The sequence below is a fragment of the Halomonas sp. GFAJ-1 genome, assembly GCF_000236625.2.
GTDB lineage: Bacteria > Pseudomonadota > Gammaproteobacteria > Pseudomonadales > Halomonadaceae > Vreelandella.
Genome location: NZ_AHBC01000051.1, coordinates 103,302 through 124,834 on the forward strand (window position 1 = coordinate 103,302; position 21,533 = coordinate 124,834).

Here is a 21,533-nt window from a genome sequence, read left to right on the forward strand (position 1 = left end):
TTTATGCAGGAGTACGCAGCGCTACGCGCCTTTGTTGCCGTCGCACGCACCGGCAGCGTGTCGCGAGCTGCCGAACAGCTGCACCTTACCCAGCCCGCTGTCAGCCTAAAGTTGAAGCAGTTGCAGCAACACTTAGGCCTTACGCTGTTTACTCGCCGTCCCCAAGGGTTAACGCTAACCGCCGATGGCTATGCGCTACTCCCTGCTGCTGAAAACGCTTTAGCCAGCGCTCTTGCCTTTGAGCAGAGCGCCAGCGCCTTACACAGCACGCTGCGGGGAAAATTAAAAATTGGCACCATTGTCGATCCAGAATTTATCCGCCTAGGCGATTTTCTTAGCCGATTAATGGCTCGGGCACCGCAGCTGGAAACCGAACTACATCACGGCATGAGCGGCAGCGTGTTGGCGGATGTAGAGCAGGGCGAATTAGACGTGGGCTTTTTTCTCGCTCCGCCCGGCGAAGGTACCGCCAATACAGGTATGGGCAGTGACACCCTTGCCTGGCGTGAACTCACCCACTTTCATTACCACGTGGTAGCCCCGGCAGGCTGGGAAGCCAAGCTAGCGGATACCCGCTGGGAAGTGTTGGCCCGGCTGCCCTGGATTGTGACACCCCCCGTTTCAGCCCATTACCGGCTACTAAACCGTGCATTAGCCGAAAGTGGCGCTACGCCAAACCGCGTCGCCCAGGTAGACCAAGAAGCCTGCATGCTGGATTTAGTGCGCGCGGGCGTAGGGCTTAGCTTGGCCCGGGATGCGTTGGCCATGGCCGAACGCCAGGAGAGCGGCTTGGCTGTCGCCGATAACGTCCGCCTGCCTTGCGCTCTTAGTTTGATATGGCGTAATGACCGCGCAACAGAACCCACTATTAAAGCAGCGCTTGATACGCTGAATACCGTGTGGCCCCATCGCCCAGGTTAGACAGTTAATGTACATCTCCGGCGCTTTATATATAAGCAGTGGGAACCTAGCGTCGTTCACCGACTCCTAGAGCGATGACTTATTACGTACACTGGAGCGCCCCATGTCTCGTTTTGCCCACCTTCGCCCCTTAACGCTTGGCGTACTGGCAGCCGCCAGCTTTACCAGCGCCTCACTTCAGGCTCAGGAACAACCTAATGCCGTGGCCACATTTGCGGGCGGCTGCTTTTGGTGCATGGAGCCGCCTTACGACCGCCAAGCAGGGGTTATTTCCACCCTCTCTGGCTATACCGGCGGGGAGCACGAGAACCCTACCTATCAAGAGATTGGCCGAGGCGATACGGGGCACGCCCAATCTGTTGAGGTTACCTATAACCCCGAGGAGATCAGCTACGAGCAGCTTCTGGAAATTTTTTGGTACAACGTTGACCCCTTTGCGGTTGATAAACAGTTCTGCGATGTAGGCTCACAGTACCGTTCAGCGATTTTTTATCACGACGATGAGCAGCGTGAGCTCGCCGAAGCCACCAAGGCTGAGATAGAGCAGCGCTTTGACCGTGAAGTTGCCACGCAAATTATGCCCGCTAGCGAGTTCTGGGAAGCTGAAGAGTACCACCAAGCGTACTATCAAAAAAATCCGCTGCGCTACCGCTTTTACCGCCATAACTGTGGCCGAGATAACCGCTTAGAAGAGGTGTGGGGGGAAGACGCTGGCGGCCCAACCTACGATTAGCCGCTAACAATTCATTTGGGCAAAACCACACTTTCTCAACTATAGTGAACAGCATCATCAATAGACCAGTCGGCTTTGGACTGGTCTAGGTTCTAACGCACCGTTGATCTAAAGATAGGAGATCTTATGAGCAACAGCATCACGACAGTTAACCCCAGCACTGGCGAAACACTAGCCACTTATACGCTCATGGATGCCAGTCAGGCTAAGCAAGTGGTTGAAGCAAGTTATCAAGCGTTCCTGGACTGGCGACTCAAACCCCTTGAGCACCGCGCCAGCGTGGTTAAAGCCATTGGCGAAGCGCTGAGTGCCCATAAAGAAGAGCTTGCTGAGCTAATCGTTCAAGAGATGGGCAAGCCACCAGAGGAAGCCCGTCAGGAAATTGATCTGTGCGCTGGCATCTGTGATTACACCGCTGAACACGGCCCCACGGAACTCGCCGATGAAGAGCGCAAGCCGGGTAACGGTAAGCGCGGTATTATTACCTACTCGCCCATGGGTGTGATTTACGGCATTCAGCCATGGAATTTCCCTGCCTACCAAGTAGTGCGTTACTCCATCGCCAATATCATGGCGGGTAACAGCGTCTTGCTAAAACACGCTGAAAACGTGACGGGCAGCGGCTTGCTGCTTGAGAAAATTTACCGTGACGCTGGCCTACCTGAAAATGTCTTCCGCACGCTGGTTATTTCCCACGATGTTTCCGATGAAGTGATTGCCCATGACGCAGTAAGGGGCGTTACCCTCACCGGCAGCGATGGTGCGGGGCGTCAAGTAGCGGCAAAAGCGGCCGAGAATCTGAAGAAAACCGTACTGGAACTAGGCTCTAACGATGCGTACTTGGTACTCGATGATGCAGATCTCGATGTGGCGGTAGATACCTGTGTCACAGGCCGGGTTTTCAATGGCGGGCAAACATGCGTCGCCGCAAAACGCTTTGTGGTCACAGACGCTAACTACGATGCCTTCAAAGAGCGCTTTGTTGAGAAAATGAAAGCGGTGAAGGTGGGTGATCCCAAAGCAAGCGATACAGACGTTGGCCCGATGGCCCGGGTCGACCTACGCGATAAGCTCCACGCGCAGGTGGAAGAGAGTGTTAGCAAAGGTGCCAAGATACTTTGTGGCGGTGAAAAGCCAGAAGGTAAAGGCGCCTTCTACCCAGTCACCGTGCTGGACAACGTAACGCCCGGCCAGCCCGCTTATGACGACGAGCTATTTGGTCCGGTTGCCGCGCTAATTCGCGCCAAAGATGATGAAGATGCCATGCGCATTGCCAATGACAGCCGCTATGGCTTAGGTGGCGGCATTATTTCTAAAGACGTCAAACGCGCCACCGAGCTAGCCAGCAAGTACTTTGATACGGGCATGGTATTTATTAACGGCTTTGGTGTAGCCACGCCGGAAATGCCCTTTGGCGGGGTTAAAAACTCTGGTTACGGTCGTGAGCACGGCGGCTTTGGAATGCACGAATTCGTCAATGTTAAATCAGTAATTGTCGTTCAAGAGTAATGCTTTAAACACCCAGTAGCATGGGGCGTGAAAAAGAGAGCGCCGCTAGCCTAATAAAGGCTGGCGGCGTTGTTATTCCTCACTGCCAAGTCACTTAAACAAACTAAGCCACTTAAACAAGCTGAGTCGCTTTAACAGGCTGAGATGCTCTCCGTTGCCATAGCTTCAGCACCAACACCACGACCACCCAGGTCGCCAATGCCGCGACAACATCATCTAATACACTCCCTACTCCGCCCTGCACGTACTCTGCCAGATGAATAGGCGGTGGTTTTAACGCATCAAAGAAGCGAAACAGTGAACCAAACGGCTCTAGCGCAATCGGCGCTAGTTTCAGCCCAAAATCAGTCGCTAGCCATAAAAGTCCGCATTTCACACATTCAGTTGACTGGTGTGCTTGTCGTGCCCAACTGCCGAGCCAAACCGCGCCAGGCCCTCCGTATACCTCAAAACCAACGCTCTGCTTTAAAAAGGCGGCTAAATTCATCAACGCTATGTAACAGAGCGCCACTTCATACGGCTAGGCACTGCGTAATGCGCCTTTTACTTCTACCAAGCTCCCGTGTCGGCTGGCGCGTACTTCGACACGGACTGGCATTTGTTCTTTGAGTTCGCTGACATGGGAGATAACCCCAATCATACGACCGCCCATTTGCAGCTCGCTGAGCATGGCAATGGCTTGATCTAGTGCATCCTGGTCCAGGCTGCCAAAGCCTTCATCAATAAATAGCGCATCCAGCTGAATACCACCCGCGTAGGCCTGCACCACGTCGGAAAGCCCCAGTGCTAGCGAAAGCGCTGCCATAAAAGACTCACCGCCGGAGAGCGTCGCTACCGAACGACTCTTGCCGGTGTAGGTGTCGGCTACGTCCAGCTCCAATCCTGACGCTTTATTGCCTTTTGAAGGGTCTTCGCGGCGCACCAACTGATAGCGCCCTCGGCTCATACGCACCAGCCGTTCAGACGCCTGAATCAGTACGTCGTCCAACAGCACGCCCAGCACAAACCGCTGCAAGCTAATGCGATGACCAGTTCGACCGTTGGCTACCTCGCTGAGCGTTCCCCACACCCGATACTGGGCTTCAAGCTCGGCCTGGGCCGCGTGGGCGGCGGTGAGCTTTTGACGAATCCCCTGCAGGGTCTTTAACCGCCCATCCAACGCCCGCCACGTCTCTAGCTGGGTATGCTCCTCAGCTTGGGCAGCTTCCGTGAGCGTGGTAAGTGTGGCGAGATCTGGCGGCGTTTTTTCCGCAAGCTGGGCATGGTAGTTGTGTAGCGCGCCCTCAAGCTCGGCTAGACGCCGCTGATACGCCTCTACTTGGCGCGTTAGCTCTTGCCGTTGACTATCCTCTAACTGAGCCGCCTGAAAGGCAGCTTCACTTTCAAACGAACTGCCCTGTAGTGCCGTTTGCCACTCAGCCTGCGCCTGTTCAAGGGCTTGCTGGCAGTGCGCTACCCGCTGATTCGCGCCTCGCAGTTGCTCTTCTGCCCGCGCCTGCTGGGTTTGGCTAGCCGAAAGCGTCTGCTGAGCAGCCTCCCAGGCTTTTTCGAACGCAGCAATCTGGCTATCCAGCTCCGTGAGCGTTTGGCGCATAGCTAACGGGTTACGGGCATCTTCAGGCAGCGATTGACTTAATTGATCGCGCTGGCTCTCTAGCCGTAACGCCTCTTCTTTGGCCTTTTCAACCATAGGCCGCTGAGCTTTGAGCTGTTTATCCAGCGCGCCCCAGTCACGGCGTAACGCTTCTCGAGCACTGCTTAGCTGGGTAATCTCATCCTCGACACAGGTGCGACGCTCAACTTCGCGGCGTAATTGTTCGCAGGCCTGCTGTAACGCAGCCTGGGGCTGGCTGGCCCACTCGCCTAGCTGTTGACTAAGGCGCTGCGTCTGCTCAGCGTTGTAACTTATCTGTTGTGCTAACTGCTGGACCTGACGCCCGGCGGTTTCTGATGCGTGACGGGCTTGCTCCTGGGATGAGCGGGCGGTTTCCACCTGGGCTTGGGTAACGATGTCCGCATGTTTAACCGCCGGGGCCGGGTGCTCAAGACTGCCGCACACCGGGCAAGGTGCGTCCTCCTCAAGGGAAAGCGCTAGCAGTGCGGCTTGCCCCTGATGCCAGTGCATCTCTTGCTCCGTCGCGTGCCGCTTGGCCTGCTCTGCGTCGCTGCGTCGGCGGTTGAGCGCCTCTGTTGCCTGCTGTTGGTGAGCAGTGAGTTCACGCCCCTGCCGAATAAGATCATCCAACGCTTGTCGCTGAGTTAGCAGGTTCTCATGGCGGCTTAACTCCGCGGGGGCGCTGGCCAACTGCTGACCCTCCGCTTGCAGGCTCTCAAGAGTGAGGCTAATGGCCTCACCTTGCTGGCGAATGCTGTCTAACCGCGCTTCATCGCGCTTTAGGTGGTCATCGGCTTGCTGCCAAGCGGCCTGGGCCGTTTGGCAGCGTGCTTCAAGCTCGCTTAACTGCTGGCCTTTTTGGATAAACTCGCCCAACTGTCGATGGCGCTCACGTAGCGCGGGCAGTTCCGTTTGGTGCTGGCGCGCTGTCTCAAAGGTGTGCTTGGCTTGCTCAGTGCTGGCAAGCTGAGTGGTGAGTGCGGCATCGGCCTGCTGCTGTTCTGTTTGGGCGGTACTCAGCGCCTGTTGCGCTTGGGCTAACGCAGTGCTGTGGGGCCGCAGCGCTTGGGCGTGGTCGCTTTGGGTCAAGCGGCTTTGGAAATCCGTTATTTGCGCTTGCTGCTCAAGGTGGCGTGCTTTATCCGCGGCGAGGCTGTCGCGGGCGTCAAATTGACGCTGCAGCGTTAGGGCCTCGTCTCGCCGCTGCTCAGCGCTGCGCCGCTGCCGCTGAGCAGTTTCAAAGCACTGGCGCGCCTGCCCTACTTGCGGGGTTAGCGCCGATAACTCTTGCGCTAACGCCGCCTCGCTTTCCAGCTCGCCACCGGCCAAAATGCCGCTAATATGCTGGCGATGGTCACTCACCGCCCGCTCAATTTGGTTTGCCTGGGTACGCAGGCGCTCTTCAATGCGCTGAAAAATGTGTGTTTGAAACAGCTGCGAAAAGATTTTCTCGCGGTCTTTTGATTCTGCCAACAACAGCTCGCGGAACTTACCCTGGGGCAGCACCATCACTTGCCGAAATTGATTAGCATCCAGGCCAATTAAAGCGTGCAACTGGCTGTTGGCATCGGTGACCTTACGCGCCACCAAACATTCATTTTCTTCGCCTTCCGGAGTCAGCCGCCACAGCTGGGCTTCAGCGCTTTGCGTGGTCGTGCCTTCGCCAGTGGCCTTGGGGCGCTCTTGCTGGGGCACCCGGCGCACTCGGTAAGCCCCATCACGCAGGCGAAAATCCAAGCTGACCTCCGTCAACAACGCATCAGCAGCCTGGTCGCAACGCATCTGCCCGGCATCGCGGTCATTACCGGTGGTTTGGCCGTAAAGCGCAAAGCAGATGGCATCTAATATCGAGCTTTTCCCGGCACCCGTGGGGCCGTTAATCAAAAACAGCGGGCTTTTGCCCAGCGCCGTGAAGTCAATCGTTTCGCTGCCTGCAAAGGGGCCAAACGCCTGCATGGTGAGCGTTAACGGCGTCATGGCTTCTCCTCCTGCTCGCGGCTTAACGTGGTGATGAGTTCACGCATGGCGCTGGCCTGCTCCTCGCTCATTTTTTCACCGCTGGTTTGGCTGAAGAAATCGCTAAACATATCCAGGGCACTAAACTGCAGCCGCTCACGGTCTAATTGCTGACGCCCTTGGGCTTCCAACATGCCGGGCTTTTCTAAATGCAGCACGTTGGGGTAGACCTCGCGTAGCTTGCCCATGGGGTCAAGAATCGCGTGGCGGTCGGTCAGCCGCACTAACAGGTAGTCATCGGCTTGGGCGTCGGTTCTCCCCTGTGCTAACAGCGCGTCCAGTTCACCTTCCAACACACGTACTTCTCGGCGTGGTGTCAGCGGGCGGTGTTCAATCTGGCTCACGCCCTCGGTGCCAATATCCACCAGGGTAACGCCCTTGCGCTGATTAGCTTCAGAAAAGCTGTATTTAAGCAGCGAGCCGCTGTAGCGAATATGTTCACCGCCGCGATATTGCGGCCCGTGAAGGTGGCCTAAGGCGACATAGTCAAACGCTTGCATTGGCTCCCACGCCACGCTCTCTGCGCCGCCTAGGGTCAACGGCCGCTCGGAATCACTGGCGCTACCACCATCCACAAAGCAGTGGCTCATCAGTACGGCGGGGCGGCCTGCTTGACGCTTTGCCTCAATACGCTCTATCAAGTAGCGGTGAGCGCTATCAAAGTCACGTACATCGGCTGAAAACTGGCTGCGCACATACTCTGGATCAGCGTAGGGAATACCGAACACATCCACGTCTACCCCGTTAATCGACAGTGTTACGGGGCGATCACAGGCAGCTAAATCAGACAAAATATGTAGGCCAGCCTGGCGCAGGTGGCGCGCGCCGAAGCCCAGGCGCTCCGCGCCGTCGTGGTTGCCGGAGATCATAATTACCGGCAAACCGCGCTTTTCACACAGTTCGCCAAGGATGTCATCTAATAGCGTGACGGCGGCGGCGGGTGGCACAGAGCGGTCGTAGATATCACCGGCAATCAGCACAGCGTCCACCGCATCGCGGTCGATAATCTCAATGAGCTGATTCAGCACATGACGTTGGTCTTCCAGTAGCGAGAGGTTGTGAAACAGCCGCCCCAGGTGCCAATCGGCGGTATGAAGTAGTCGCATGGCAGGCTCAACGCAAAAAATATGGCCCATCATATCAATGCCGCCTTCTCTCTACCCATAAAAAACCCCGCACGGCGGCGGGGTAATTTCTACAACATATACGAACAATTAGTTTCGGAAAGCATCCGGATACGTGGTTATGTCGACTCCCCACAGTATGGGCATTAGGAAATAAACCGCGGCCACAATCAGCAGTAGCGCAATAATGTTGAGCCAGAAGCCGTTGCGCACCATTTCGATAATTTTAATCTTGCCGGTGGCAAAAATAATCGCATTGGGCGGTGTACCTACCGGCAGCATAAAGGCGCAGTTGGCTGCCATGGCTGCGGGTACCATCAGTACGAAGGGGTGAATATTCAGCGCCAACGCAAGCGAAGCCAAGACCGGCAAAATCATTGTAGCCGTTGCGGTGTTAGAGGTGATCTCGGTTAAGAACAGCACCATGCCCGCAGCTAGCAGTATCACTAGCAGGAAGTTAACCCCTTCTAGCACGCTCATTTGCCCGCCAATCCAGATAGCCAGCCCGGAGGAGCTAAAGCCAGCGGCAATCGCCAAGCCGCCACCGAACAACAACAAAATGCCCCAAGGTACATCCTTGGCAACATCCCACCCCAGCAAGCAACCCCCTTTATTAGGCGAAGGGATTAAGAACAGCAGGATAGCCGCAAAAATAGCAATCATGGTGTCGTTAATGCCGGGAATCGCTAGTATCTGCCCCTGCCATAGGAACGAACGGGTAATCCAGAAAAACGCCGCGAACAGGAAGACCCCCAACACTGCTTTCTCTTCGAAGGTGATCTTACCCAGCGCGGCCTTTTCCTTAGCAATGAGCGCTTTGCCACCCGGGAGGTTGCTGAATTTAATCGGATAAATAAAGCGGGTCAGCATAACCCAGCCAATAAACAGCAGCACCACCACGACGGGAAAGGCAAACATCATCCAGCTGGCAAAGGTGATCTCAACGCCAAACAGCTCATTAACGATGGCTGCCAGAATAATATTGGGCGGTGTTCCAATCAGGGTGCCCAAGCCCCCGATGGTGCCGCCGTAGCCAACACCAAAAATCAGCGCTTTACTGAATTTATCGATGTCTTCGCTGTGGTCACCCTCGCCCTTATTCAGCTCTAGCGTAACCTGATAAACAATGGCAGTGCCGATAGGCAGCATCATCATCACCGCTGCCGTATTGGAGACCCACATCGACAGAAAGCCGGTGGCGGCCATAAAGCCGAACACGATGCTATTAATACTGGTGCCTAACACCGAAATAATATTCAGCGCTATACGCTTGTGCAGATCCCACTTCTCCATGGCTAGCGCAATCATAAAACCGCCAAGGAATAAGAAGATAATCGGGTTGCCGTAGGCAGCCGTGACGGCACTGCTCTCCAGCGCACCGGTGATGGGCAGCAATACAATCGGCAGTAGCGAGGTAACGGGGATTGGAATGGCTTCGGTAATCCACCAAACGGCTACCCACAGCGTGGTGGCAAGCACCATGCGGCCTTCCAAGCTCAAATCTGCCGGGTGAAAAAATAGCAGCACAAAGGCAAATAGCATCGGCCCTAACACTAAGCCAATTTTTTGGGCCGTCGTATAGGCAGGTGGGCGAGGCGGCTTGGAGCCACTACCCTGTTGCGTATTTGATGAACCTGGCGAGGCGCTACCCGTACCCGTTGTTGGCAACGCGCACATGAGTAGATTTTTGACCTGGTCGTGGGAATGCCAAAGCTGATCCCAGAGCGTCATCGTAGCAGTTCTGCGCATTAGAAAAGTATCGCTTGCAGTCAGGTGAAAAAAGAGGGGGTTATAAAACAGCGTAGCCCCATGACCTAGTTAAACCAGTCAGGCTGGTTTTTGTGGCGCCCTTTATTCACTGCGACAAGCCATTAGTCCAGTAAATTGGCTGAACATACAACCAAAGTCTAACTACCTTGGTCTTAAAAACTTTAGTCTTAAAAGCTTCGGTCTTAAAAGCGTTGGTCTTAAAAACCTTGGTCTGGAAAAACTTGGCCTGGAAAACCTTAACCTGAAAATTAGCAATCGCCGGAGATATTAACGTGCTAGATCGTTTTACTATGCCGCTCACCCATCGTCCGCTGGCAATAATGGCGCGATACCTTCATCGCCTGAGCATCGCTCCCGACCACGTCACGCTCAGCGCTTTTTTAGTCGGTATCACCGCCCTGCCGCTGCTTGCCTTTGAGCAGTACGGGCTAGCACTAATCGCCATTGTGCTAAACCGCGTGGGCGATGGCCTGGATGGCGCTCTTGCTAGGCTAAGCGGCCAACAAAGCGATGCCGGTGGATTTATTGATATTGGGTTGGATTTTGTGTTTTACGCAGCGGTTGTGCTTGGGTTTGCGCTTGCTAACCCGGCGCAAAACGCATTAGCCGCCGCGGTGTTGCTTTTTGCATTTATCGGCACAGGAACGTCGTTTCTCGCCTTTGCCATTGCTGCCAAAGCGCGCAACGTTGAGCGGCCCAACTTCCCGCAAAAAGCTTTCTACTATTTAGAAGGGCTAACCGAAGGCACCGAAACCGTGGCTGCGCTGGTGCTCTTCTGCCTCTTTCCTCAGCACTTTCCATGGCTGGCGGGGCTATTTGCCGCTGCTTGCATCATCACTACGGCTACCCGCCTGTGGGGTGGTTACTGGACGCTGCGAGCGTCTAGCCACAAGCAACCTGATTAAACCTCACGTGGTAAGTAGTAAGTATTTATGTAACAGGTCTCATCGTCACGCTCTTTAGTGTTAAAAATTTGTAACATTTTTAATTTGGAATTGATTCTCGCTAAACGCTGTATTAGCCTCGGTGTGCGCAAGAGGGGCATAAACAAATTGCCTAGTGCGTGTAGAACGTAATCGTTAGCAATCACAAGGAGTGGTGGCATGCAACATAACCAACTGGCAGATATTTCCCAAGCGGGTCTCCAACTGGCTATTCAAGAAATCAAGGAAGAGATGTTTGATACCCCCGAGTGTGATTACACCATTGCCAAGCTGCTCAGCCACTGCGGTCAGTTTGAGGCAGCCGAGCGGCGTCTAGATGATATGCTGCTGAAATGGGGTTCTTCGCCGGATGTGCTCGAACTTACCAAAAAAGGCCACGCCAACCTTACAGCGTTAAGCGCTATCGCCGATATTTCCCGCTCTCCTTCTCAGGTTGAACATGGCGTTTTAGCGTCCACTCAGACATCCACCATTGCTTGACTAGCAGTGCACTGATTAAAAAAACGGCGTGCTACCGGGGTAGCACGCCGTTTTTATTGGGTACTCGGGCGCCGGGCGCTGCTTGATGTAGCGCCCCCACGCTTAAGCATTATCTCGTTGCTGGTATTAACCCTTTGCTGGCTTAAAAAGCCCCACCAGCCGCTGACGCTCCTCCTCTTCGTAAAAGCTTGGGTCGTCAAAGAGATCACGCTGCGTATCATCAAAGATCATTTCAAATGCCTCTGCACTACTTTGTACCATTGGCTCAAAGTGGGCGGTATGCGTCACCAGGGCCGACACATGGCGGCGACGGTAAAGCTCGTAAATACCCAATACGGTAAACACGCTGGCGATATAAATGGGTAAGCCGTGACTTCCTACAATCGTCATTAGCGACCCCGCTGCAATAGGTGCCACGGCACAGCCCGCACCGTGCATCACCAGCATATCCGCCGAGCCAGAGACAATTTCATCCGGATGCAGCTGGTCAATCAGCTGGGCCACCGCCAGCGGCGCAAAGCCTAATAGTGCCCGTAGGCTGCTTTTGGGGCGTTCGGGGATTTTAGGCTGAACACGGCGGGTCATGGTGATGGGTAACAATGCCCAGCTAATTAAAATGGCGATCACCACAAACAGCAAAAACCCCTGTGGCGATGCAAGCCGCAGCAGCTGCTGAGCCGTGGCGAGAGCACCCAGGTTAACCACCATATACACCGCGAAAATACGCCCCCGCTCGTGGCTAGCGGCTTGGCTATTCAACCAACTCTCAATCACGGTAATCAAGGTGATAAACGAAAGCCCGTAAACCACCCGCAAGGGTAACCACACCCACGGGTTGATAAATACAAGGTGCAACAGTGCCACCGAAGCACAAATGGAGGCACAGAAACCAAAGGTGCGAATGTGCCCCATCCGTCGAATTAAGCGCCCGCTTACCCAGGTGCCACAAATGAAGCCGACAAAGTAGCCGGACATAATCATCCCCAGCACCGCGCTGGAAAAGCCCTCCCCTGTGCCACGTAGTGTTAGCAGGGTATTCAGCAGGCCATTGCCCAGCAGCAACAGCGCCACGCTCCATAAAATCGATTTAACCGGTTTAAGCATTGCCAACGAACGCATTGCGCTTCCCCATCGCAAACACCTAGAGAGGAAGATGCATAAAGAGTGCCAGCCAGCGGCGCCAAAACAATCGTTGACAGGCTAACGTTCTTTATATAGAACGTTCTATAAAAGGAACAACGAGATAATAAAATGGATGAACACTCACTAAGTACCCTAGGCCAGCATTTACAGTCACTGCGTCAAGCGCAAGGCTGGTCGCTCTCTTACCTGGCTAACGCAGCAGGAATCGCCAAGTCCAATTTAAGCCGCCTGGAACAAGGTAATGGCAACCCCACGCTGGACACTCTTTGGCGGCTAGCCGTACAGCTCAATGTACCGTTTGGCACGCTGGTGGCGCCTATCACGATGCCCCTTGGAGAAGATGGCGTTCAGGTTCAACTGATTGACCAAGGCAAAGATTCACCCCAAGTGGATGCCTACTGGATGCGCTGCGCGCCCCACACCTTGCGCCATGCGGAAGCCCACACGCCAGGCACTCAGGAAACCTTAACGCTGATTAGCGGCTGGTTAGAAGCCGGCCCAGAAGGTGCTACCACGGCACTCGCCCCCGGTGAAAGCGTGACCTTTCCTGCCGACGAACCACACCTTTACCGCACCCATGACGGCGAGGCCACCATGCTACTCACCGTGACCTACGGCACACAGAGGAACACGCCATGAGCGAGCTTGTTAGCCACTCTCCTGGGCGAAGCACCCTGCAAGGCGTGCGGGAAGCCATTCCGCTGCTGGGCGGCTATATTCCGGTGGCGCTGTCGTTTGGTTTAGTCGCTAGCCAAGCGGGGTTTAGCACGCTAGAGGCCGCCGCGATCTCGCTGCTGATCTACGCCGGTGCTTCGCAGTTTCTGTTTGTGGGCATGATCGCCACCGGCGCGCCGCTGTGGCTAGTGGTGGCCTTAACCCTGCTGATCAACGTGCGCCACGTGGTGTATGGCCCTAACCTTGCCCACCTGCTGCCGCGCAGCCGCCACTGGCCCTGGTTAATGCACGGCCTGACCGACCAAGTATTTGCGCTCGCGCTCACCCGGCTTCCCCAACTGCCCGAAGCCAAGCGCTTCTGCTGGTTTGTAGGGGCATCGCTTTTTGTCTGGGCGGCATGGGTAGTGTTTACGATGGTAGGCGCCACCGCCGGTGAAGCGTTTACCGCCCGCTGGCCGCTGCTAGGTGAGATTATGCCCTTCGCCCTTCCCGCGCTGTTTCTCACCATGGTAGCCCCGCGCTTTACCAATAAGCGGTGGGCCGCTGCCATGGGGGCTACCATTGCAGCCGCGCTTGGGCTAACCCTTGTAGGCGGCAGCAACGTGGCTATTCCGCTAGGCGCCGCCTGCGGCGCGCTGTGCTTTTACACCGTGAAGTTTCAAAAAGGGAGGCGCCCACAATGAGTACCGGACTCTGGCTCGCCGTACTGATATGCGCCTTCGGCACGCTGCTGATGCGCGTCGTGCCGTTCTTGTGGATGCAGCGCCGCTTGGGCAGCGATACCGATATGAGCGCCATGCCCCAATGGCTGGGCATTCTTGGCCCGCTGATGATTGCTGGGGTGCTGGGCGTTTCTATTGTGCCGGTCAACCCCAGCGCCATTTCATGGTTCGCTACCGTTATCGGGCTGAGCGCCACCTTACTCACATGGTGGCGGCTACGCTCGCTAGGCTGGCCGGTAGCCGCTGGGGTAGCGGTATTTGGGATAGTGGAGGTGGGGGCAGCGCTAATATAACCGCTATCAACATTAACGCTAATGGGCAGCCGATCGCTGGATGAGCAAGCCTCAAAAGGCATCAAACTACCAAAAAATAGATGCTTTGCAGCAGCGCATTATCATAATGTTCCAAACGTTACTTCAGCCGCTCAGCTGGGCTCCGCCTGTACTGTTCGTGCCTAAGGGAGTAGGGTAGCCATCCGGTTCGCCCCTCCCTGCGCTTTATTCCAGCTCACTGTGTGCGTTAATCCGACCCCTCTATTAAGGCGCTTCCAACGCCTGACACATGCACGACCAGACTGCCAACCGCAGTCACATCTCGCCACAGACATACCTAGAAAGATGATCTGTTTTTTGCTTACGTCCTCTGGCGCCACTCCGTCGATGGAGCTCTGGTTGCTATTTAGGATGCTAAGGCTGCAAAGCCTACGGGTATTCAATGAACGAAGAAAATTTCTATCAATTCTCGACCGTGACTGTCCTCGCTTTGCTGGTGTTCTTTTACGGCGGCACATATCTGCTGACCCTGCTGATTAAAAAGAAAAAGGAAAATACTGACGCCTTTATGGTGTCCAATCATCAGATCGGCTTTGGTCTGGGCGCTGCCAGCATGACCGCCACCTGGATATGGGCAGCCTCGTTCTACGGCGCCGCCACTTCAGGTTATACCTACGGCATTTCCGGCCCGTTGCATTATGGGCTGTGGGGCGCACTGATGATTCTGTTCATCTACCCCTTTGGCCGTCGCTTTCGCAAACTGGCGCCCAACGCGCACACCTTGGGTGAGCTTATCCATGCTCGCCATGGCTCTTCCAGCCAGCTGATCCTTGCCTCTTCTAATATCCTGGGTAGCATCATCAGCCTGATGGTTAACTTCACGGCTTCCGGCGCGTTGGTCTCGGTACTTTCGCCCCTCTCTTTCCAGGCCGGGGTAATCATCGCTGGGGTCGGGGTGCTCTGCTATACGCTATGGTCGGGTTTCCGCGCCTCGGTGCTGACTGATTTTGCTCAGCTAATGGCCATGATGGCCGTCGCCATTCTGATTATTCCAGCGGTGATGTTCGCCCTCGGCGGCCCGCAAACGCTGTCGGATGGCATGAGTTTCCTCACGCCAGAGCAGGCAAATCTGTTCTCGATGGACGCCATCCTTAATCAAGGCGCGCCCTTCTTTGTGGCGGTGCTGGCTTACGCGATTGGTAACCAGACTATCTCCCAGCGGCTATTCGCCGTGCGTGAAGACCATATCAAGCCGACCTTTATTACCGCGACCATTGGTTACGGTGCGATTGTTATTGGTTTGGGCATGATTGGTTTGATGGCGCTGATGACCGGTATGGAGCCCATCGGTGGCGACATGAACAACCTGATTCCGCAAATGGTGTCGATGTACCTCTCGCCGGTGTTTATCGCGCTGTTCTTTATTCTGGTCATTGGCTCGCTCTCCTCTACCGCCGACTCGGATCTTTCCGCCATGTCAGCGATTGTGATGGCCGATGTGTACGGCAAGAACATCGCCAAAAACAAACCCGACCCGACCAAAATGCTGTTTATCGGCAGGCTGACCATGATCGTTGCAACGCTGATCGGGGTGATTCTCGCCAGCTTCTCGATGGATATTCTGATCATGCTGGTCTTTGTCGGCGCACTCTGGGGCGCGATTGTGTTCCCGGTTATCGCCAGCTGCTTCTGGGATCGAGTGACTAATACGGCCTTCACCTCCGCGGTGATCGCGGGCCTAGTGATGTTCTGCGTCGCACGCTTTGAGTTGCTGCCCTTGGTCGGCGTCGTCGGCGGGCTATTTGAATTACTCGCCGCTGTGGGCGGTGGCGTGGTGCTCGGCCTGATGGCGTTCGGGTTCTGCGGACGCCGGGTAGGTTTGGTGTTCGGCACACTCTGCGCCATCGTGCTGGCCTACTTCAGCGTTGGCTTCCTGCGGGACTACACGGTGCTGCTGGCTTCACTGATGGCCTACGGCGTTAGCACGATTGTCTGCATCGCGGTCAGCCTGATGAGTTCGAGCAAGTTCGACTTCTCGCAGATTGATCAGAAAGTGATCAACTACGACCCGGCCAAACCGGCTACTCAGAGCTAAGCCTTTGAAAATAAGCTCTGTGAGATAAGCCGAAATCACTCCACTGCTGGTGCGCCGAAACGCACCAGCTAGCGAATAGGAAAGCACATGCAAACCTTTATATTGGCGTTATATGTACTGATCTGGCCGTTGATATCACTCGCCATCTTCGCGGTTATCGGCATCGCTACCGTAAAAGACATACGCGTCGCTAAGCGTGAGAAGCGCGAACTGGTGTAAGCGCCACTCGGTTAACTAAATAGCCAACTAAGGCTGTTTTTTAAGGGCCCATTTTAGGGCTGGGCCTTTTCCATCAAATACTCCGCCACTGCCTGATACGCTGGCATCGAGGTCGGGTCGTTAGCGGCGTTGGCCGCCACCGGGTGCGAGGCAAAGCGCACAATCACCATCTCGGCAGTGGGGTCGATATAAATGGTTTGCCCATGCACCCCACGCGCCGCGAAGGCGCCATGTTCGTTATGCAGCGACCACCACATGCCACGGTAGCTACCGCCGGGTAAATAGCGGTAGCCTGCCTGTGCAAACGCCTGCCTATCGCCGCCTTGGCGAATGCGTTCTACCGCTGCCGCTGGAAATAGCCGCTCGCCGTTTATCTCGCCTTCGTTTAATACGAGCTGGCCGACTCTAGCCAAATCACGCAGGCCCGCGCTAAGCCCGCCGCCTGCAAACGACGTACCGATAGAATCGACCGTAAAGTAGCCATCCTGCTCGGCGCCCATGCGCTGCCAGATGCGCGATGACAACAGCGATGCCACCGACTCACCGGTCGTGCGTGCAATCACCCACCCCAGCGCATCAGTGTTGATGGTTTTATAGCCAAACGCCTGCCCATGCTCGCCTTCTGGCTGCACGGTAGCGAGGTACTCATAGTAGGTGCGCGGCCCGGTATAATCCTCTGGCTTAGGCAGCGGGCTTGCCGCCGCGTTATACGCCCAGATTTCCGCGCTGGGGTCGCTATACTCCTCACTAAACGCAAGCCCTGTGGTCATTTCCAAAAGCTGCTGCACCGTGGCATTGCCAAAGGCGCTCTCCGCTAGCTCGGGGATGATCTCTCCCACCAGCGCCTGCTCATCCAGCACGCCCTCCGCCACCAGAATTTCACCCAGCAGGCCGGTCATGGATTTGGTCACCGACATGGCGCCATGCTGGCCCGCCTCATCCAAGCAGCCTGCGTAGGTTTCGTACACCACCTGCCCCTGGTGCAGAATCAGCACGCCATCGGTGTAGTTTTCGTTCAGCGCAGCCTGCCAGGTCATTGGCTCGCTACCGCCAATGGGGGTGAACGTCACATCGTTAATCCCATCATCCAGCGCGTAGCTAAACGGCACCGGCGCGCCTAACCCACGGCTTACCTGCTTGGTAGGCAACAGCTCGCGAAAGTGGCACACCGTCCAGCGCATTTTGGGAAAGCTGAAGTAGTTGGAATCCGGCTGGCCGATGATGCGCTCTGGCGGCGGTGGAAAGCCCTGCATCCACCCTAAACGCTTAGGGTCAGACGCCTCGGCACTTAGCACCTCCGCCTGCGCCCCCTGGGCAAGCACGGCGGACGCGCACAGCACGGCAGGCAGCGCCGAGCGCATAGAAAAACAATACCTTGGCATGATTCACTCCTTGATCAACCGCCCGGTACAGCACCGAACAAGCATGCTCCTCAGTATAGCGAGAACCGCTGCGCTTATTGCTGGCCTTGTAGGGTTTGTTGAATCACCTCACCGAGAGACGCAATCGCTGCATTACGCGCTTCAAACGACGCCTCGGTTTCGGTGATATAAAACACTACCACCGTGGGTGCTTGCTCCGGCGGCCAAATAATCGCGGTAATCGAGCGTGAGCCATAACCACCCGCGCCGGTTCTGTCCGCAATTGCCCAGTCCGGCATAGCGGCGCGAAACAGGCCATCGGCCACCGCATTGCCCTTCATCCACGTTTCAAGCTGCTGCCGAGACTCTGGCGTTAGCACATCACCCAGCACCAGTTTTTCTAACGTGGCCAGCATCGCGTTGGGTGTGGTGGTGTCGCGCTTATCTCCTGGCGTAGCTTCATTTAGCTCGGTTTCAAAGCGATCTAGGCGGGTGGTGCTGTCATCCATGCTACGCGCAAACGCGGTAACCGCTTCTGGCCCGCCGAGTGCCTCAAGCACTAGGTTAGCGGCGGTGTTATCGCTGGTGGTCATGGTGGCATCACACAGCTCAAACAGTGTCATCGGCTGCTGGCCCGCGTACTGCTCGGTCACCGGCGAATAGGTTACTAGCTCCGACGCCGCAAAACTGACCTCAGTATCCAGCGCTAGCTGCCCTTCATCCACCTGCGCCAGCAGTGCGCCACAGGCCAAGGTCTTAAACGTACTGGACATCGCAAAGCGCTCATCCGCGTTCACTTCCCAGCGCTGGCCCGTGGCAAAGTTGTGGGCGGCAAAGCCAATACGTGCCTCAAGTTCCTGTTCAATACGCTGCAATTCCGCTCTCACAGGATCCTTGTGGGCTATCATCGTGACAGGAATAATAAGTAGGCATACCAATAGTGCAAAACGTAGCCAGCGTAATGGAACAGAGTAAGGCATGGTTATAATCTCTGAGAGTCACAGTAAAGAAGACAATATATTTTGAACACAAACTATAACAAAGCATTAGGGCCAGCATTTCACTGGCCCTAATTATTTCTTTAACGACTATTTTGAATGACGAACTCTCAACACTCAGTCTAAGCAACTACCTGCTTAACGGTTGGCGAGCATTTTACGGATTTCGTCATTCAACTCTTTGAATACATTCCGTGGGCTGACTTCATCAAGCATCTCAACGATGCGCTGTGTTTGTGCCACCGTCAAATCACGGTTGCCGGTGATGCTTTCTAGTTTCACTTTCACCACGTGATCGCGGATATCATCAACTGACGCGTGGTTGGCAACCATGTCGGTGACGGTCTTGCTCGACTTGGCGAACTGAATAAAGTCCTTATTAATCAGGTCGTAGGATAACTCGCCTTTACGGTTAGTGTAGGTCTTCACTATCGCTTCATACTCAGCGCTGTCTACCGTTGCCAGCTCTTCAGCGGTCTCTTCCTGGGCGCTGGCATCCTCTTTTTCACCGCTGAGTTTGACTTTCCCGCGCCGCGAATAGGGCATGCCGGAAGTAAGCTCCATAACCTCCTTAAAGGCCTCAAGGGGGAACAGTTTCAGATCAGTATTATGTGAAGGGTCGGGTTCCCCCGACTTGCGGTTGATGGTGGCGATGCCCGGCTGTTCAGTGTCGTAGCGCATGATAACAATGCCAGCATGGCCGCCGCGAAGCTTCTGACGGTAAGCAGCGGCTTCGATGGTAGATAGCTCAACCATTGTGGTTCTGATCATAAAAATGTCCTTATCTGTTGAGATGAGTACCAAACATTGGCATATACAACGCTAAGCGCACCGAAACAGTAAGCATTAGATACGCATAGCGCCCTTTAACCGTAGCAGAGTTCTAGATAGAGCGCGGAATTGGCCGCCATTTTCATTAATATCAATGGCCTCGGCGGCTATTAGTGTGGTCGCAACAGGACGCTGGGATGCAATGAGCTTCACTAATATCAACTACCTTACCTTGAACAACGACCACAGGAGATAGACATGCAGACGATTGAGCTAGGCGGCGCAAGCGTACCCCGTATCGGCCAGGGCACGTGGTATATGGGCGAGGATGCCGGGCAGCGCCAAGCGGAGGTGAGAGCGCTGCGTGCAGGCCTAGACCTGGGCATGACGCTGATTGATACCGCCGAGATGTATGCCGAAGGCGGCGCCGAAGAGGTGGTTGGCCAAGCGATCCGCGAGCGGCGCGATGAGGTGTATCTGGTCAGCAAGGTTTACCCGCACAACGCCAGCACCCAGGGTGTTCAAGCTGCCTGCGAGCGCAGCCTGCGCCGATTGGGCACCGACACGATTGATCTCTACCTGCTGCACTGGCGCGGCCAGTACCCATTGAGCGAAACCGTGGAAGCGTTTGAGCGGTTGCGCGAGCAGGGCAAGATACGGCGTTGGGGTGTATCAAACTTTGACGTTGACGACCTAACCGAGCTAGACGCGCCCGCGTGTACCACCAATCAGGTGCTCTACAACCCCGAAGCACGCGGCATTGAGTACGACCTGCTACCCTGGCAGGCACAGCAAAACATGCCTCTGATGGCCTACTGCCCCATCGGGCAAGGCGGCGCGCTGCTGCATAACGCCGCCCTACAACGCATCGCCGACAAACACAGCGCCACCCCCGCGCAAGTGGCGCTCGCCTGGGCGCTGCGCCACCCTGGGGTAATTGCCATTCCGAAAGCTGTGAACCTAGATCACCTCAAACAGAACGCTGAGGCCGATAACGTCAGACTCGACGAAGAGGATCTGGAAGATATTGATGCCGCCTATCCGCCGCCAACACGCAAGCAGGGTTTAATGATGGTGTGACCAAGCGTGAACCTTTCAAAGGTGTTGCTAAACCAGCCCCCCAAAGACAGACTCGCGAGTGAATGGCTTGGCTATGTTTCGCTTGCTGGTAATTCGAGCTGCCTCTCACTCCGCCAGACTCGTATGAGCACAACTTCTTTAGCCTGCCTGAGATAGACAACTCGAAACGGCGCGTGAATCGGTTCGCGAATATGATCCATGCTGAATTCAGGAACAACTCGACCAGCATCTGGGTGGATTTGAAGCATTTCACAGTGCTCCAGGATAGCAGTCACGAAATCATCACCGATATGTGGCACATCCTGCTCTTTGTAATACTCCTGAATAGCCTGTAAGTCCTCAAGAGCGGACTGTGCGATGCGTAATTCCATTTACTCGATACCCAGCGTTTTCCTAGCGTCCTCCAACGATACGGTATTACCCTCGCGAACATCCATAAGCCCCTGCGCCACCGCCTTTACAAACCGCAGTTCCTCTGCGGTTCTCTCATAATCCTCGAGCCCCTGAACAACAGCTATACCGCGGCCACGGCTGGTGAGCAGGATTGGGCGATGCGTATCTTGCGCTCGACCAACCACCTTTCCGGGATTGATCTTCAGATCTGATAGAGGAATGACATCCTCGGAAAATTTCACTTGCATACTGATTACCTGGCCAACGACATGGCACCATTAACAGCACCAGTTAACAGGTGCGGTCAAGAAACATAACGCCTCAATAACCGGCAGCCGAAATGAAGCGAAGCATAATGTAGGCTGTCCGGCGCCGAAGGCGCGAAGTTAATTGACTTGTTATGTGTTACCACCAGCTGAACGCATTAGCAGCGTGCTCTACTGCTGTGTAAACACAGAATATAGTGCCGAATATAAGAGGCAAGTTAGACTTAATGGCTCTTCCACTAAATCCATTCCATATATCGTAAGAACGGATTTCTTCCATTATTTCTTGGTTGTTCTCTCTGTTTCTGTATTTCTCATCCAGCCTGTCTAACGTTAACTTTAGATTTGAGTCAGGTGCATTCCTTTCCTTTAACATTAAGAAAAGGAAGGTGCTGAACACGACTACCATTATGATTAGATTATAAA

At 55.1% G+C, this 21,533-nt stretch carries 22 protein-coding genes; 11 read left to right on the forward strand and 11 right to left on the reverse strand.

Annotated elements, in window-relative coordinates:
• Positions 1–3 precede the first annotated feature (3 nt).
• From MOY_RS14600 to MOY_RS14610, 3 genes are all read left to right on the forward strand, one after another.
• Positions 4–921, forward strand: a complete 918-nt coding sequence (locus MOY_RS14600; RefSeq protein WP_009101190.1) for a LysR family transcriptional regulator — start codon at positions 4–6, stop codon at positions 919–921.
• Positions 922–1,024: 103 nt separating this feature from the next.
• On the forward strand, positions 1,025–1,654 hold the full coding sequence (gene msrA, locus MOY_RS14605; RefSeq protein WP_009101192.1) for a peptide-methionine (S)-S-oxide reductase MsrA: 630 nt from the start codon (positions 1,025–1,027) through the stop codon (positions 1,652–1,654).
• Positions 1,655–1,780: 126 nt separating this feature from the next.
• Positions 1,781–3,163, forward strand: coding sequence for an NAD-dependent succinate-semialdehyde dehydrogenase (locus tag MOY_RS14610; RefSeq protein ID WP_009101194.1), 1,383 nt, complete (start codon positions 1,781–1,783; stop codon positions 3,161–3,163).
• 112 nt (positions 3,164–3,275) lie between these two features.
• On the opposite strand, the gene MOY_RS16750 is transcribed toward MOY_RS14610, so the two are convergent.
• The 4 genes from MOY_RS16750 to MOY_RS14630 all read right to left on the reverse strand — a co-directional run bounded on the left by MOY_RS16750 (position 3,276) and on the right by MOY_RS14630 (position 9,649).
• On the reverse strand, positions 3,276–3,650 hold the full coding sequence (locus MOY_RS16750) for a phosphatidylglycerophosphatase A family protein (protein ID WP_009101197.1): 375 nt from the start codon (positions 3,648–3,650) through the stop codon (positions 3,276–3,278).
• A gap of 33 nt (positions 3,651–3,683) precedes the next feature.
• Positions 3,684–6,755 carry an AAA family ATPase gene (locus tag MOY_RS14620; RefSeq protein WP_009101199.1) on the reverse strand — a complete coding sequence of 1,024 codons (3,072 nt, stop codon included), beginning with the start codon at positions 6,753–6,755 and terminating at the stop codon, positions 3,684–3,686.
• Positions 6,752–7,900, reverse strand: a complete 1,149-nt coding sequence (locus tag MOY_RS14625; protein ID WP_035540833.1) for an exonuclease SbcCD subunit D — start codon at positions 7,898–7,900, stop codon at positions 6,752–6,754. The genes MOY_RS14620 and MOY_RS14625 overlap by 4 nt, the downstream gene beginning before the upstream one ends.
• A gap of 108 nt (positions 7,901–8,008) precedes the next feature.
• Positions 8,009–9,649, reverse strand: coding sequence for an SLC13 family permease (locus MOY_RS14630; protein WP_009101203.1), 1,641 nt, complete (start codon positions 9,647–9,649; stop codon positions 8,009–8,011).
• Between the two features lie 311 nt (positions 9,650–9,960).
• Here MOY_RS14630 and MOY_RS14635 point away from each other — a divergent pair, with 311 nt between their 5' ends.
• Together MOY_RS14635 and MOY_RS14640 are read left to right on the forward strand one after the other, a co-directional pair.
• Positions 9,961–10,593 (forward strand): CDP-alcohol phosphatidyltransferase family protein, encoded by a 633-nt coding sequence (locus MOY_RS14635; RefSeq protein WP_009101205.1) that lies wholly within the window; start codon positions 9,961–9,963, stop codon positions 10,591–10,593.
• A 198-nt stretch (positions 10,594–10,791) separates the two neighbouring features.
• Complete coding sequence (locus tag MOY_RS14640; protein WP_009101208.1) at positions 10,792–11,112, forward strand: hypothetical protein; 321 nt, start codon at positions 10,792–10,794, stop codon at positions 11,110–11,112.
• 126 nt (positions 11,113–11,238) lie between these two features.
• Here MOY_RS14640 and MOY_RS14645 read toward each other — a convergent pair whose 3' ends face one another.
• The gene (locus tag MOY_RS14645; protein WP_009101209.1) at positions 11,239–12,231 is read right to left on the reverse strand and encodes an MFS transporter; all 993 of its coding nucleotides are present in this window, start codon (positions 12,229–12,231) and stop codon (positions 11,239–11,241) included.
• A gap of 132 nt (positions 12,232–12,363) precedes the next feature.
• Here MOY_RS14645 and MOY_RS14650 point away from each other — a divergent pair, with 132 nt between their 5' ends.
• From MOY_RS14650 to MOY_RS17610, 5 genes are all read left to right on the forward strand, one after another.
• Entirely contained in the window at positions 12,364–12,894 is a 531-nt protein-coding gene (locus MOY_RS14650) for a helix-turn-helix domain-containing protein (RefSeq protein WP_009101210.1), read from the forward strand.
• On the forward strand, positions 12,891–13,613 hold the full coding sequence (locus tag MOY_RS14655; protein WP_009101211.1) for an AzlC family ABC transporter permease: 723 nt from the start codon (positions 12,891–12,893) through the stop codon (positions 13,611–13,613). Before MOY_RS14650 ends, MOY_RS14655 begins: the two co-directional genes overlap by 4 nt.
• Positions 13,610–13,945 (forward strand): AzlD domain-containing protein, encoded by a 336-nt coding sequence (locus MOY_RS14660; protein ID WP_009101213.1) that lies wholly within the window; start codon positions 13,610–13,612, stop codon positions 13,943–13,945. The genes MOY_RS14655 and MOY_RS14660 overlap by 4 nt, the downstream gene beginning before the upstream one ends.
• 421 nt (positions 13,946–14,366) lie before the next feature.
• Positions 14,367–16,019, forward strand: a complete 1,653-nt coding sequence (locus MOY_RS14665; protein ID WP_009101215.1) for a sodium:solute symporter family protein — start codon at positions 14,367–14,369, stop codon at positions 16,017–16,019.
• An 87-nt stretch (positions 16,020–16,106) separates the two neighbouring features.
• Positions 16,107–16,238: a putative transporter small subunit gene (locus MOY_RS17610; protein ID WP_210403928.1), complete on the forward strand. Its 132-nt coding sequence runs from the start codon at positions 16,107–16,109 to the stop codon at positions 16,236–16,238.
• 53 nt (positions 16,239–16,291) lie between these two features.
• Here the strand turns inward: MOY_RS17610 and MOY_RS14670 are convergent, their stop codons facing one another.
• The 3 genes from MOY_RS14670 to MOY_RS14680 form a co-directional block, all read right to left on the reverse strand.
• Positions 16,292–17,620: a serine hydrolase domain-containing protein gene (locus MOY_RS14670; protein WP_105208855.1), complete on the reverse strand. Its 1,329-nt coding sequence runs from the start codon at positions 17,618–17,620 to the stop codon at positions 16,292–16,294.
• Between the two features lie 74 nt (positions 17,621–17,694).
• Positions 17,695–18,579, reverse strand: a complete 885-nt coding sequence (bla, locus tag MOY_RS14675) for a class A beta-lactamase (RefSeq protein WP_009101219.1) — start codon at positions 18,577–18,579, stop codon at positions 17,695–17,697.
• A gap of 156 nt (positions 18,580–18,735) precedes the next feature.
• A complete protein-coding gene (locus MOY_RS14680) occupies positions 18,736–19,368 on the reverse strand; it encodes a hypothetical protein (protein ID WP_009101221.1) in 633 nt (210 codons plus the stop codon).
• A 258-nt stretch (positions 19,369–19,626) separates the two neighbouring features.
• Between MOY_RS14680 and MOY_RS14685 the strand changes: the two genes are divergently transcribed.
• Entirely contained in the window at positions 19,627–20,448 is an 822-nt protein-coding gene (locus MOY_RS14685) for an aldo/keto reductase (protein WP_009101223.1), read from the forward strand.
• Positions 20,449–20,519: 71 nt separating this feature from the next.
• Here MOY_RS14685 and MOY_RS14690 read toward each other — a convergent pair whose 3' ends face one another.
• From MOY_RS14690 to MOY_RS17615, 3 genes are all read right to left on the reverse strand, one after another.
• The gene (locus MOY_RS14690) at positions 20,520–20,819 is read right to left on the reverse strand and encodes a type II toxin-antitoxin system RelE/ParE family toxin (protein WP_009101225.1); all 300 of its coding nucleotides are present in this window, start codon (positions 20,817–20,819) and stop codon (positions 20,520–20,522) included.
• Entirely contained in the window at positions 20,820–21,089 is a 270-nt protein-coding gene (locus MOY_RS14695; protein WP_009101227.1) for a type II toxin-antitoxin system Phd/YefM family antitoxin, read from the reverse strand. It abuts the gene before it with no gap.
• A 157-nt stretch (positions 21,090–21,246) separates the two neighbouring features.
• On the reverse strand, positions 21,247–21,533 hold a 287-nt coding region (locus MOY_RS17615; RefSeq protein WP_009101228.1), incomplete at its 5' end, for a hypothetical protein.